The sequence below is a fragment of the Streptomyces sp. NPDC006872 genome (genome assembly GCF_040635845.1).
Lineage (GTDB): Bacteria > Actinomycetota > Actinomycetes > Streptomycetales > Streptomycetaceae > Streptomyces.
Genome location: NZ_JBEYIL010000008.1, coordinates 294,536 through 307,100 on the forward strand (window position 1 = coordinate 294,536; position 12,565 = coordinate 307,100).

The following is a 12,565-nucleotide window of genomic DNA, read 5'->3' on the forward strand; positions in this document are numbered from 1 at the left end:
ACTGTTCGCACGGCAGCAGGAGGACACGCACGATGACGGTCGAGGACTCACCCGAGGCACAGACTCCCGTCCGCGGGCGCCGCAGAGCATCCGGCGAGCCCGGCCGCCAGGACTGGCGGTCCTGGCCCCACTACGACGCGGCGGGCGCGGGCTTCCGCGGCTACTGGTATCCGGTCACCTGGGCCGGCCAGATCACCGGCAAACCGTTGCCGTTCACGATCTGCGGCGAGAAGATCACGCTGATCAGGGACAACGGCACGGCGTACGCCCTGCACAACCGCTGCCCGCACCGGGGGGTGCCGCTGTCGGAGGGCGATCAGCAGTTCCCCGGCACCGTCAGCTGCCCGTACCACGGCTGGACCTTCGACCTGCCCACCGGGAAGCTGAGCGCGGTCATCACCGACGGGCCGGGCTGCCGGCTCACCGGCAAGGTCTCGGTGCGCACGTACCCGGTCGAGGAGCGGCTCGGCATGGTGTGGGTGTACATCCCAATCGCCGACGAGGAACCGCAGCCGATCGACTCGCAGCTCCCCGAGGAGCTGGTGGAGAACGCCTTCGTGATGGGCGGGCGGATCGATCCGCGCTCCGGCAACTGGCGCTTCGCCTGCGAGAACGGCTTCGACGAGGGGCACGCCAAGTATCTGCACCGCACGGCGCTGTGGCGGCTGTTCAAGCCCATGCCGACCTGGAACATCACCCGGATCGTGCCCAGGGACCGGTGGATCTTCCGGGTGCAGGACGAGGTCCACTGGGAGGCCGACTTCCCCGGCGTGGGCCGCTGGAGCAACAAGCGCTGGTGGAAGCAGCAGCCGCCGAAGGAGACCTTCAACATCGGCAACACCGGCAAGCCGGACCGGGTCGACCCGGTCATCGAGGCGCAGGAGTTCCCCGGCTTCGCCTCCCTGTCCATGCCGGGGGTGCTGCGGATCGCCTACCCGAACTTCATCCACTACGAGTTCTACGTCCCCGTCGACGAGGACAGCCACCGCTACGTCGGCGTGATGGTCAACTTCACCGAGGGCTGGAACACGCTCCGCTTCTACGCCAAGTACCTGGGCGCGATCCGCTGGCTGTTCCACGGCCAGTTCTCCGGCCAGGACGCGTGGATGGTCGACATCACGGACGCGCCGCCGGAGAAGCTCTACCGCCCCGACATCTCACTGACCGCCTGGCGGAACCTCAGCGAGGAGGAGTACGCCAAGAAACTCGCGGCGGCGGGCGCGAACCCGGCGGGCGGGAACCCCCCGATCGAGAAGAAGGCATGACCATGGGCCGTACCCTGCTCACCCTGCTGGCCGGGGCCGCGATCGCCGTCGGCATCCCCCTGGCGAGGAAGCGCCTCGCGCGCACCGCCATGACCCAGGTCCACAGGATCAACCAGTGAGCGCCGACGGGCTCGCGGGCCTCGACGACCGCCGGCGCGGCTGGGCCGAGGAGGCCTGGCGGCATGTGACCGGCGACCGGCTGCGCGAGCTGATCATCGGGCTCGTCGACATCCCGAGCCCCACCGGTGACGAGGGGCCGCTCGCCGCGCACATCGCGGACACTCTCGCGATCTCCGGATGCCGTACGGAGGTTCAGCCGCTCGACGACCGGCAGGCCAACGCCTGGGCCCGGCTGGAGGGCGACGGCACCGGCCCCGACCTGATGCTCTACGCGCCGATCGACACCCTCACCGTCGGCGAGGAGAGCGAGGACCTCCCGTGGATCGGCCCCGAGCTGCGGGACGACATGCGCCCGCAGGCCACGGTCTACGACGATCTCGTCGTCGGCCTCGGCGCCTCCAACCCGAAGGGGCACGCCGCGTGCGTGATGATGGCCGCCGAGGCCATCGGGCTGGCGGGCGTGCCGCTCACCGGCGATCTGGTGGCCGCGTTCGGCGCGGGTGGCATGCCCACGAACGCCCGGCCGGTCGGGGTGCGGCGCAACACGGGCCAGGGCGTGGGCTGTTCGTTCCTTCTGGAGCAGGGCGTGTGGACCGACTACGCGGTCATCGCCAAGCCGGGCTGGACGGTCTCCTGGGACGAGGTGGGCCTCGTCTGGTTCGAGGTCACCGTCCGCGGCACGCACACCTACGTCGGCTCACGGCATCGCCTGCCCTATGACAACGCGATCGCCCGCGCCGGTGAGGTGATCCGGTACCTGGAGGAGTGGTTCGTCGAGTACGCCGAGCGCCACACGTCGGGCACGGTCGCCCCGCAGGGCATCGTCTCCTCCGTGCACGGCGGCTGGTCGCGGACGGCGGCGGTGACGCCGGCCTCCTGCACCCTGATGGTCGATCTGCGCATCGGCCCGGACATGACTCCGATGCGGGCCAAGCGGGAGTTCCTCGCGGCGATCGACACGATCCGCGGCAAGCTGCCCGGCCTCGACGTGAGCGCCGAGACGGCGGTCGTGATCCCGGGCACGCGGACGGACCCGGAGAGCTGGATCTGCCGTAGCGCGACGGCGGGCTGGGCCGCGTTCGAGGGCCGCGAGCATGAGGTGATCCGGGGCAACAGCGGCGCCACCGACGCCAACATCCTGCGCAGCCGGGGCATCCCCACCGTGCGGGTCGGCATGCCCAAGGTCGTCGAGGCGCCCTTCGGGATCGACTTCGCGCGGGGCATGAACACCGTCTCCGTGCGGGCCATGGAGAAGCTGACGCGCCATCTGATCCGGACGGCCGTCGACACCGTCACCCGCACGCGCGCCGAGCTGGAAGGAGCCACGGCATGACCGAGATCGTCCTGGGTGTGGGCGCGTCGCACAGCACGCTGATGAACACCCACTGGGAGCAGACCCTCCACAAGGACCGCGCGGAACGCTTCCGTGACGCGCTCGGCCAGGCGCGCGAGGCGCTCGCCGCGGCCCGGCCCGACACCGTGATCCTGGTCGGCTCCAACCACTTCCGGGGCTTCTGGCTCGATCTGATCCCGTCGTTCACGATCGGCGTCGGCGAATGCGTGGCGAGCGGCGAGTCCGGCACCCCGAAGGGTCCGCAGCCGGTGGACGTCCCGCTCGCCCGGCATCTCGCCGACTCGCTGGTGGAGGGCGGCCGGTTCGACGTCGCGTTCTCGGCGCGGCTGCAGATCGACCACGGCCAGTCGCACGCGATCCAGTACCTGCTCGACGGGCTGGACGTGGAGATCGTGCCGCTCGTCTTGAACGTGTTCGCCCCTCCCCTGCCGACCATGGAGCGCTGCGATCAGCTGGGCCGGGCGATCCGGGAGGCGGCGCTGGCGTTCCCCGACGACCGCCGGATCGCGGTGATCGGCTCCGGTGGGCTGTCGCACCGGCTGCCCTGGCCCGACTGGCGCGATCCGCACGGCGACGACGAGGAGTTCATGGTCGGCGCCTGGCTGAACGGCCGCGAGAACTGGCAGGACTACGACGCGCGTCGCCGCGAGATCATCCGCGCCGCCGAGGCGGCGATCACCCCGGAGTTCGACGACGAGTTCCTGACGCTCGTCGAGCGCGGCCAGGCGCACCGGACGACCGCGTTCACCACCGAGGAGCTGGAGAAGGCCGCCGGCAACGGGGCGCAGGAGCTGCGCACCTGGCTGCTCATGGCCGCCGTCCTCGACCACGCCCCGGGGCGGCGACTGGCCTACGAGCCGATGCCGGAATGGCTCACCGGGATGGCCGTCGCCGTCCTCGATCCCGCACCGACCGACGAAAGGCAGCCATGAGCATCTGGACCGAACTGTCGGGCCTCGACTACCGCCATGCGTATGTCGAGACCGGCGACTTCAGGACCCGCGCCCTGCAGGCCGGCCCGGAGGACGGCGAGCACGTGGTGTTCCTGCACGGCACCACGGGGCATCTGGAGGCGTTCGTACGGAACATCCCGGCGCACGCCGAGGCCGGCTACCGCTGCCACGCCGTCGACATGCTGGGGCACGGCTACACCGGCAAGCCGGACCGGCCCGGTGAGATCCCGGCGTACGTCGATCACCTGCTGTCCTATCTGGACGCGGTCGGCGCCGAACGCGCGCACCTCGTCGGTGAGTCGCTGGGAGGCTGGGTGGGCTCGTGGGCGGCGAGCGAGCACCCGGACCGGGTGGCCTCGCTCCAGCTGCTGTGCATGGGCGGCACGAAGATCAACCCGAAGGTGATGGACCGGCTGAAGACCTCCACCCGGGCCGCCGCGCTGGAGGACGACGTCTCCTTCACCCGCGAGCGGCTGCGGCTGCTGTGGGCGGAGTGGGACGAGGAGCTGGGCGACGAGCTGACCCGGGTGCGGTACGAGATCTACCACCACCCCGAGTTCCGGCGGAACCTGCACAACCTGCTGGCGCTGCAGGAGGTCGAGGCCCGCGAGCGCAACCTGCTGCGCCCGGACCGCATGGCCCGGATCAAGGCGCCGACGCTGGTCGTGTGGGGCAACAAGAACCCGCTCGGCGACGTCCCGGAGGCGGAGGCGATCGCCGCGGCGATCCCGGGCGCCCGCCTGGAGGTCTTCCCCGAATGCGGGCACTGGCCTCAGCATGAGAAGGCCGATCTTTACAACCCGCTCAGCCTGGCGTTCCTCGCCGAGGCGTCCTCCGTCGACTGAATCGCGAGGTGCTCCCATGACCGTCGTCCCGATCGACCGCTCCGCAGTCCCCGGCCCCGGCTCCGCTTCCGACCACGACTCGATGAACTCCGTGCTCGGCAAGGTGCGGCCCATCCTGGAGGCGTTCACCGTCGACGACGACTCGCTGTCCCTCGCCGATCTCGTGCGCCGCACGGGCGTGGCGAAGGCGACCGTGCACCGGCTCTGCCAGGAGCTGGTCGTCTGGGGGCTGCTGGAGAGGGCGGGGTGCAACTACCGGCTGGGACTGCGGCTCTTCGAGATCGGCCAGCGGGTGCACCGGCAGCGCATCCTGCGCGAGGTGGCCCAGCCGTACATGGAGGATCTGCTGCTGGCCACCCGGGAGACGATCCACTTCGCGATCCACGACGGCCTGGACGTGGTGTACCTGGAGAAGATCCTGCCGCACCGGGGGCTGAGCGAGGAGTCCCGGGTGGCGGGCCGGCTGCCGCTGTACTGCACGGCCACCGGCAAGGCGATCCTCGCCTTCTCCCCCGCCGCGCTCTTCGGCGAGGTGGTCAGGAGCGGGCTGAAGCCGTTCACCCGGCACACGATCACCTCGCCGGGCCGGTTGCGCGGCCAGCTGGAGCGGATCCGGGAGCAGGGCGTCGCGACGGAGGCGGAGGAGGTGCGGCTCGGCTACACGAGCATGGCCGTGCCGGTCTTCGGGCGCGAGGACGTTCCGGCGGGCGCGCTGTCCATCACGGCGCCCACCTACCGCGTCGACGCGACCGCCCACGCCGGCGCGCTGCGCACCGCGGGTCTGGGGATCAGCCGAGCCCTGCGGTCGGCGCTGTGAACGCCGGCGGGGGGTCCGCGCTGGACGAGGTGCTGGCCCGGGCCCGCCGTCTCGTCGACCGCTGGGACCACGAGGACTGCGGCGCGATGACGGTCCGGGACTTCTGCCGGTACGCGGCGGCGCTGAACGACGACGCGTACGTCCGGTGGGCACGCGCCCGGGAGGCGGCCGGGGAGCCCGTCGAGGCGCCCCCGCTGTTCCTCGCGGGAACGATAAGCTGGGAGGACGGGCCGGTGGAACGGGACCTGCGGCCGGACGGCCTGGCCGTGCGGGAGTCGCCGTGCACCCGGGGCCTGCCGGTGCGTCAGGTGCACGGCGGTCAGTCGGTGCGGCTGATGCGGGCGCCGGTCGCCGGCACCCGGGTCACGGCGTCCCGGGCGGTGGTGTCCGCCCAGCGCAAGCACGGCCGCTCGGGCGCGTTCGTGCTCCTGGCGCTCACGACACGGTTCACGTCGGCGGACGGGAGCGAGCTGACGGCGGTGGACGAGACGATCGTCGTCCGCGAGGCCCTGGAACCGGAGACCCGGGGAGGCGCGGCGTGACGGCCCCGATCGCGGGTGAGGTCTGCGCGCCACTGCGGTACATGCACAGCAAGGTGCAGCTGTTCCGGTTCAGCGCCGTGTCGTGGAACTCGCACCGCATCCACTACGACACCGCTTTCGCGGTCTCGGAGGGGTTCGCGGACGTCGTCGTGCAGTCCACCCTCCACGGCGAGACGCTCAGTCGGCACGCACTGGCCTGGGCCGGTCCCGACGCCCGTCTCCTCGCCGTGAGTTGGCGCAACGCCTCGACCGCCACGGCCGGCGAACCCCTCACCTGGACGGCGACGGTCCGCTCGGTCACCGACTCCGGCTCCGGTTCCGGCTCCGACGGCGGGGTCCGGGTGTCGCTCGACGTGTCGATCGTCAAGGAGAACGGAACGCCCTGCGTCACGGGGACGGTGGAGCTGTCGGTCCGGTGAGCAGGACGTCGCGCTTACCGGTCCGGGCCCGCGCTGGGACCGTCGAGTCCTCGAGCTTTCCGCCCCTGGGAGGACGTCCATGCACACCGCCAGAACCGGCACCCTCAGTGCCCTGATCGCCGCCTGCGCGGCGCTGCTCCTCGCCTCCGCCTGTACCGCCGGGTCGACGGACTCGGCGTCCGTGGGGTCGGCCGGGCGGCCGACGGTCCGCGTCGCCCTGGGCGTCGACGCCTCGTACGCCCCGTTCTATCTGGCCGAGGAGCGCGGTCTGTTCGACAAGGCCGGGGTGAACGTCCAGCTCGTGCAGACGGAGGGCGGGCCGGCCGCGGCCCAGGCGGTGACGGCGGGCACCGCGCAGATCTCGGCCAACGCCGACTCCACGGCGCTGCCGCTGATGGTGACCAGCCCCGGCCTGCGGGCCCTGGGCGTCTTCCAGACGTCCGACCGCTACCTCAAGGTGGTCCTGCGCAACGGCATCACCGAGCCTCAGCAGATCAGGACGATGGCGTCGATCCAGGGGCTCGGCCTCTACGCCACCCACACGTATCTGCGGCACAACGGCATCGACCCGAAGTCCGTGAAGATCGTGCAGAGTTCACCGCCGGAGATCCCCGGGATGCTGAAGCGCGGTCTGATCGACGGGTACATCCTGTTCGAACCGTGGGCGGCCAAGGGCGCGGCCGACGGCGGGCACATCGCGGGCCGCATCGGCGACTTCGGCGTGCGGTACGCACAGTGGCTGCTCGCCGACCAGAACTGGCTGAAGGACAACGAGGACGTCGCCGGGAAGATCTTCCAGGTCGTGGCCGAGGCGGACAAGCTGGTCGGCGAGGACCCCGCCGCCGCGGCGAAGGCGGCTTCCCAGCAGGCCAAGCTCCCGGTGGCGCAGACCACTCAGGTGCTCCCGGAGATCAGTTTCGCCGCGCGCGGCATCGACGACTCCGACATCGCCTCGTCCCAGAAGATCGTCGACTTCCTGCTCTCCCAGAAGCTGATCAAGAAATCGCCCGACCTCGGAACCACGCTGCTCAAGGGCTGGTACGAGCAGCACGCCACCTGACGGCACACGGCGGCATGGCGTGCGGGGCGCGCCGGGGGGCTTTCGCGGTGACTATGGCTTTCTAGGCGTCCGCGCGAGTCGGCTGGGAGGCAGGCATGGCGGTGAACCGGATCGGCTTGGTCGTACACGGTGGGCGCGCGGCGGCCGTGGACGCCGCGCGGGCCGTGCGGGCGTGGTGCGCCGAGAACGCCGTGGGGTGCGCGGACATCGACGTCTGGCGGGAAGGCGAGCGGCACAGCGCCCGGGAGGAGGTCGCCGCCGCGGGAGACCCGGATCTCGTCGTCACGCTGGGCGGCGACGGCACCTTCCTGCGCGGGGCCCGGCTGGCCGCCGAGCACGACGCCCTGGTCCTGGGGGTCGATCTCGGCCGGGTGGGCTTTCTGACGGAGGTTCCCGCCACGGCCGTCCGGGCGGCGTTGGACGCCGTGCGCGAGGAGCGGCTCACCGTCGAGAGCCGGATGCTGCTCACCATGCGGGCCTCGTGCCCGCTGCGGGTGCCGCCGGACGTGGCGGCGCTGCTGCGGTACGGCCGCGGGCCGCTGTTGCCGGCGCCGGCGGTGCGGCTCGACTGCGAGTCCGGTGACGACTGGGGCGTCGCCCTCGACGTCATCGCGCTGAACGACATCGTCGTGGAGAAGCTGTCGAGGGACCGGCAGGTGTCGGTCGGCGTCTATCTGGCGGGGCGGCTCCTGGCGTCCTACTCCGCCGACGCGGTGCTGGTGGCCACGCCGACGGGGTCGACCGCGTACAGCTTCGCCGCCGGCGGTCCCGTCGTCTCGCCCCGTGCGGAGGGCCTCGTGTTCACTCCGGTCGCCCCGCACATGACGTTCAACCGCTCGGTGGTGGCCGCTCCGGACGAACCCGTCGGGCTGCGGATCCTCGAACGGTCCGGTCAGGCGGCCGTCAGCGTCGACGGCCAGCTGCGCGGAGTGCTCGACCCGGGCGACTGGATCGGGGTGTACGCGGCTCCGCGGCGGCTTCGAGCGGTCCGGCTGGGTCCGACGGACTTCTACGGCAGGCTGCGCGAGCGCATGAATCTCACCGACGCCCCGGCCGCGATCGCCGACGGGGACGCCGCTCCGCTGTGGTCCGTGACGAGTCCTCCGCCGGGCGATCTCGCCCACCTCGCGCTGCCCGCCGGCCCGGACGGCGCCTCGCATCCCGGCGCGTCCGGATGAGCCCGGGGCCCGCCGGGGACGCCGGGATCGAGCTGTCCGGCGCCGGCAATGGGCCGGCCGTCTCCCGTCGGGAGTTCGACGCGCTCTTCGAGGCCGTGCGGACGTGGGGTCGCTGGACCCCGGCCGACCGCGGCGCCTGGAACCGGGTGACCGCCGATCACGTACGGCGGGCCACGGCGCGCGTACGGTCGGGGACGGTCGTCCCGATGGCGCTGCCCTGGAACACCGAGCCCGGCCCCGACAACCGCCGGCCGGCCCTGCACCACATGACCGACCTCGGTGACGTGGAGAGCCCGGAGCCGACCGCCTACAAGGACTTCATCGCCGTCGACCACCACGGCAAGGCCGTCACCCATCTGGACGCCCTGTGTCACATCGCCTACCGGGGGCGGCTCTACGACGGCCGGACCGCACACGAGGTCGTGGACGCCGCGGGCGCCCGCTTCGGCGCGGTGTCGGCGCTCGGCCCCCTGGTCACGACGGGCGTGCTCCTCGACCTGCCGGCCGCCCTCGGCGTCCCCTGGCTGGAGCCGGGCCGGGCGGTGCACGCGGAGGACGTCATCGCCGTGGAGGAGGCGCTCGGGGTGACGATCGGCGAGGGCGACGCGGTGCTGCTGCGCTCCGGGCACGTCCGCCGCCGCACGGAACTCGGCGCCTGGGACTCCGGCGCGGGCAGCGCGGGCTTCCATGTGGACGCCGTGCCGCTGCTGGCCGAGCGGGGGATCGCGTTGCTCGGCGGCGACGGCGACAGCGATGTGCGGCCCTCGCCGGTGGCCGGCGTGCACTCGCCGGTGCACACCCTGGCCGTCGCCGCGATGGGGGTGCCGCTGCTGGACAACCTCGATCTGGAGGCGCTCTCCGCCGCGACCGCCGAGGCGGGGCGCCACACGTTCCTGTTTCTCGTGTCGCCGCTGAACGTGCCGGGCGGCACGGGCTCGCCCGTCACCCCGATCGCGGTTCTCTGACGGCTGCCCGGTGCCGGGCGCGAGGTGACGGCCGTGACTCGCGCCACCAATGACCGTATCCTCGGCAATGCCGGATTCCTCCGGAAAGTGGCTTATGGCAGAGGCGAGCGAGGCAGAGCGTGGTCCGGTCCGACAGCGAGCCGACACCGATACCGACAGCGACGGGACGTGCGACGGGCGGCACGGGCCCCACACGCTTCCGTGAGCGGTTTCTGCAGGGCGAGCCGGTCGACGCGGGTGTCCGGACGCCCATTCTGAGCTCGTGGCGGCGCAGCCTGGCCCTGGGCCTCTCGCCGGACCAGACCGTCCTGCCCTTCCGGGAGGACTTCGATTCGGGCGGCCGTCTCGTCCGCGCCGCTGTGCCGGTGCTCGACCGGCTGCAGACCAGGTTCTCCGGCAGCGAGATGAACATCTCCCTCGCCGACGCGAGCGGTACCGTCCTGCTGCGCCGCTTCGGACAGTCGTCGCTGCTCAGAAAGCTTCCGGCGATCCAGACCGTGCCCGGATTCGTGTTCGCCGAGCAGGTCGCGGGCACCAACGGCATCGGCCTCGCCCTGGCGGAACGGCAGCTCATACGGGTCTACGGCGCCGAGCACTTCGCGGAGCGCTCCCAGCGGGGCGCCTGCATCGCGCTGCCGGTCCGCGACCCGCTCAGCGGGCGCATCGAGGGCATCCTCTGCTTCGGCTACCCGCTCAGCGCCGAGACCCCGGCGCTGACCGCCGTGATCCGCAAGGCGGCCCAGGCCACGGAGCGGCGGCTGCTGAGGCAGAGTTCCACGCGCGAGCGCGCTCTGCTGCAGGCGTATCTGGCGACCGGAGCCGACGTGTCGGGCGCCGACGCCGCCGACGGGCTGGACCGCGCGCCGACCCTCGATCTGCGCCCCCGCGACCGGGAGATCCTCAAGGAGAAGGCCGCCGAGCTCATCTCGGGCGCCCAGCGGGCCGCCGTCGACGTCTCCCTGCCCGGCGGCCGACGCATCACGCTGGTGAGCCGTCCGATGACGAGCAAGTCCGGGGTGCAGGGCATCGCCATCGAGGCGCTGCTCCCCGGCTCCGCCCCGGGGATGCCCCTGCTCGTCCCCCACCAGGTCGACGAGGTGTCGGACTTCCCCACCGCCGAAGCCATCGCCGAAGCCGCTGCCGGATCCGCTGCCGAGCACGCCGTCCTGTCGGCGGCCCGATCGCACCCACGACTCGCGGTCGCCGTGCGGGCCGAGCGGGCCGAGCGGGCCGAGCGGGCCGAGCGGGCCGAGCGGCCGCCCGAAGCCGCGGAGCCGTCGCCCGCGGCCAGAGGGCTCGTGCTGCTGGGAGAGCCGCACGTGGGGGCGTACGCCGTCGCCGCGCGCCGCCGTCTGGAGCTGCTGTCCGAGGCCAGCGCCCGGATGGGCACCACGCTGGACGTGCGCCGCACCGCCGAGGAGCTGGCCGAGACGGCGGTCCCGCGGCTGGCCGACTTCGTGACCGTCGATCTGCCCGAGGCCGCGCTGCGCGGCGAGGAGTCCGCCGACCCCGTCGAGGACCTGCGCCGCATCGTGGTCCACGGCATCCGCGACGGCCTGCCCTTCACTCCGGTCGGCAAGCGGATCGAGTTCGGCCCGACCGCGCCCCAGCTGCGCTGCCTGACCAGCGGACGGGCGGTGCTGGAGCCGGATCTGAAGGCTGCGGCGGGCTGGCTCGCCCAGGATCCCGAGCACACCCGGCAACTGCTGGAGCATGTCCACTCCCTCATCGCCGTCCCCCTGGTCGCACGCGGCGTCCTCCTCGGCATCGCCAGCTTCTACCGCGCCGGGGAACCCTACGGGGACGACGACCGTTCGCTCGCCCAGGAACTCTCCACCCGGGCCGCCCTGTCCCTCGACAACGCCCGGCGCTACACCCACGAACGCGCCATGGTCCTGGCCCTGCAGCGCCGACTGCTCCCGCACGGCCTGCCCGATCAGGACGCCGTCGAGGTCGCCCACCGCTATCTGCCCGCCGAATCCGACGTAGGCGGCGACTGGTACGACGTCATCCCGCTCTCGGGCAGCCGCATCGGCCTCCTCGTCGGCGACGTCGTCGGGCACGGCATGCTCTCCGCCGCCACCATGGGCCGGCTGCGCACCGCCGCGCGCAGCTACGCCGAACTCGACTTCCCGCCGGACGAGGTCCTCGTCCACCTCGACAACCTCGTGGGACGGCTGGACCGGGAGGACCCCGACGGCGAGGGCGTCGGCATCATCGGCGCGACCTGCCTCTACGCCATCTACGACCCGACCACACAGCGGTGCGTCATGGCCCGCGCCGGCCATCCGCCGCCCGCGCTGGTCAGCCCCGACGGCACGGTGTCCTATCCCGATCTGCCGGCCGGGCCGCCGCTGGGACTCGGCGGGCTGCCCTTCGACGCCGTCGAGATCGACGTCCCCCAGGACAGTCAGCTCGTCCTCTACACCGACGGGCTCATCGAGGACCGGCACCGCGACGTCGACGTGGTCCTCGAACAGCTGCGCGAGGCCCTGGCCCAGCCGGGGCGCACCCCCGAGGAGACGTGCCAGGCGATCCTGGACACCGTGGCGCCCGCCCACCCCTGCGACGACATCGCCCTGCTCGTCGCCCGCACCCACGCGCTGGACCCCGACCGCATCGCGACGTGGGAGCTGCCCGCCGACCCGGCCCTGGTCAGCGACGTGCGGGCGGCCGCCCTGCGGCAGCTGGCCGACTGGGGACTCGACGAGGCCTCGTTCGCCGCGGAGCTGATCCTGAGCGAGCTGGTCACCAACGCCGTCCGCCATGGCTCCGGGCCCATCCGGGTGCGGCTGCTGTACGACCGCGCCCTGATCTGCGAGGTCTCCGACGCCGCCAACACCGCCCCGCACCTGCGCCGGGCGGCCAGCACCGACGAGGGCGGACGGGGCCTGTTCCTCGTCGCGCAGCTGTCCCGGAGCTGGGGCACGCGCTACCTCGCGCAGGGCAAGGTCATCTGGGCCGAATGCGAGCTCGACGCGGCGTGAACCAGGCATGCGAGGCAGGCACGCGAAGTGAATGTCTGAAATGTAATGAATGATCCCTAT

At 72.4% G+C, this 12,565-nt stretch carries 12 protein-coding genes; all 12 read left to right on the top strand.

Going from position 1 to position 12,565, the window contains the following annotated elements:
* Positions 1 to 32: 32 nt before the first annotated feature.
* The 12 genes from ABZ725_RS24990 (at position 33) to ABZ725_RS25045 (ending at position 12,505) form a co-directional block, all read left to right on the top strand.
* Complete coding sequence (locus ABZ725_RS24990; RefSeq protein ID WP_358804797.1) at positions 33 to 1,265, top strand: Rieske 2Fe-2S domain-containing protein; 1,233 nt, start codon at positions 33 to 35, stop codon at positions 1,263 to 1,265.
* Positions 1,262 to 1,384, top strand: coding sequence for a hypothetical protein (locus ABZ725_RS24995; RefSeq protein WP_351907440.1), 123 nt, complete (start codon positions 1,262 to 1,264; stop codon positions 1,382 to 1,384). The genes ABZ725_RS24990 and ABZ725_RS24995 overlap by 4 nt, the downstream gene beginning before the upstream one ends.
* Positions 1,381 to 2,718 (top strand): deacylase, encoded by a 1,338-nt coding sequence (locus tag ABZ725_RS25000; protein WP_358804798.1) that lies wholly within the window; start codon positions 1,381 to 1,383, stop codon positions 2,716 to 2,718. The genes ABZ725_RS24995 and ABZ725_RS25000 overlap by 4 nt, the downstream gene beginning before the upstream one ends.
* Complete coding sequence (locus ABZ725_RS25005; protein WP_358804799.1) at positions 2,715 to 3,671, top strand: catechol 1,2-dioxygenase; 957 nt, start codon at positions 2,715 to 2,717, stop codon at positions 3,669 to 3,671. Before ABZ725_RS25000 ends, ABZ725_RS25005 begins: the two co-directional genes overlap by 4 nt.
* Complete coding sequence (locus ABZ725_RS25010; RefSeq protein ID WP_358804800.1) at positions 3,668 to 4,537, top strand: alpha/beta fold hydrolase; 870 nt, start codon at positions 3,668 to 3,670, stop codon at positions 4,535 to 4,537. Before ABZ725_RS25005 ends, ABZ725_RS25010 begins: the two co-directional genes overlap by 4 nt.
* 16 nt (positions 4,538 to 4,553) lie before the next feature.
* Positions 4,554 to 5,354: an IclR family transcriptional regulator gene (locus tag ABZ725_RS25015; RefSeq protein WP_351907432.1), complete on the top strand. Its 801-nt coding sequence runs from the start codon at positions 4,554 to 4,556 to the stop codon at positions 5,352 to 5,354.
* Positions 5,351 to 5,896 carry a MaoC family dehydratase N-terminal domain-containing protein gene (locus ABZ725_RS25020; RefSeq protein ID WP_358804801.1) on the top strand — a complete coding sequence of 182 codons (546 nt, stop codon included), beginning with the start codon at positions 5,351 to 5,353 and terminating at the stop codon, positions 5,894 to 5,896. The genes ABZ725_RS25015 and ABZ725_RS25020 overlap by 4 nt, the downstream gene beginning before the upstream one ends.
* Positions 5,893 to 6,315 (top strand): acyl dehydratase, encoded by a 423-nt coding sequence (locus ABZ725_RS25025; RefSeq protein WP_358804802.1) that lies wholly within the window; start codon positions 5,893 to 5,895, stop codon positions 6,313 to 6,315. Before ABZ725_RS25020 ends, ABZ725_RS25025 begins: the two co-directional genes overlap by 4 nt.
* 79 nt (positions 6,316 to 6,394) lie before the next feature.
* A complete protein-coding gene (locus ABZ725_RS25030; protein ID WP_358804803.1) occupies positions 6,395 to 7,375 on the top strand; it encodes an ABC transporter substrate-binding protein in 981 nt (326 codons plus the stop codon).
* A gap of 95 nt (positions 7,376 to 7,470) precedes the next feature.
* Positions 7,471 to 8,553 (top strand): NAD(+)/NADH kinase, encoded by a 1,083-nt coding sequence (locus ABZ725_RS25035; RefSeq protein ID WP_358804804.1) that lies wholly within the window; start codon positions 7,471 to 7,473, stop codon positions 8,551 to 8,553.
* Positions 8,550 to 9,518 carry a cyclase family protein gene (locus ABZ725_RS25040; protein WP_358804805.1) on the top strand — a complete coding sequence of 323 codons (969 nt, stop codon included), beginning with the start codon at positions 8,550 to 8,552 and terminating at the stop codon, positions 9,516 to 9,518. Before ABZ725_RS25035 ends, ABZ725_RS25040 begins: the two co-directional genes overlap by 4 nt.
* 119 nt (positions 9,519 to 9,637) lie before the next feature.
* Entirely contained in the window at positions 9,638 to 12,505 is a 2,868-nt protein-coding gene (locus ABZ725_RS25045; protein ID WP_358804806.1) for a SpoIIE family protein phosphatase, read from the top strand.
* The last annotated feature ends 60 nt before the right edge of the window (positions 12,506 to 12,565 follow it).

Bases quoted from the DNA above. Each gene is read 5' to 3' on its own strand.
- ABZ725_RS25030 (WP_358804803.1), top strand. From the start codon at position 6,395: ATGCACACCGCCAGAACCGGCACCCTCAGTGCCCTGATCGCCGCCTGC.
- ABZ725_RS25015 (WP_351907432.1), top strand. From the start codon at position 4,554: ATGACCGTCGTCCCGATCGACCGCTCCGCAGTCCCCGGCCCCGGCTCC.
- ABZ725_RS24995 (WP_351907440.1), top strand. From the start codon at position 1,262: ATGACCATGGGCCGTACCCTGCTCACCCTGCTGGCCGGGGCCGCGATC.
- ABZ725_RS25040 (WP_358804805.1), top strand. From the start codon at position 8,550: ATGAGCCCGGGGCCCGCCGGGGACGCCGGGATCGAGCTGTCCGGCGCC.
- ABZ725_RS25010 (WP_358804800.1), top strand. From the start codon at position 3,668: ATGAGCATCTGGACCGAACTGTCGGGCCTCGACTACCGCCATGCGTAT.
- ABZ725_RS25035 (WP_358804804.1), top strand. From the start codon at position 7,471: ATGGCGGTGAACCGGATCGGCTTGGTCGTACACGGTGGGCGCGCGGCG.
- ABZ725_RS25005 (WP_358804799.1), top strand. From the start codon at position 2,715: ATGACCGAGATCGTCCTGGGTGTGGGCGCGTCGCACAGCACGCTGATG.
- ABZ725_RS24990 (WP_358804797.1), top strand. From the start codon at position 33: ATGACGGTCGAGGACTCACCCGAGGCACAGACTCCCGTCCGCGGGCGC.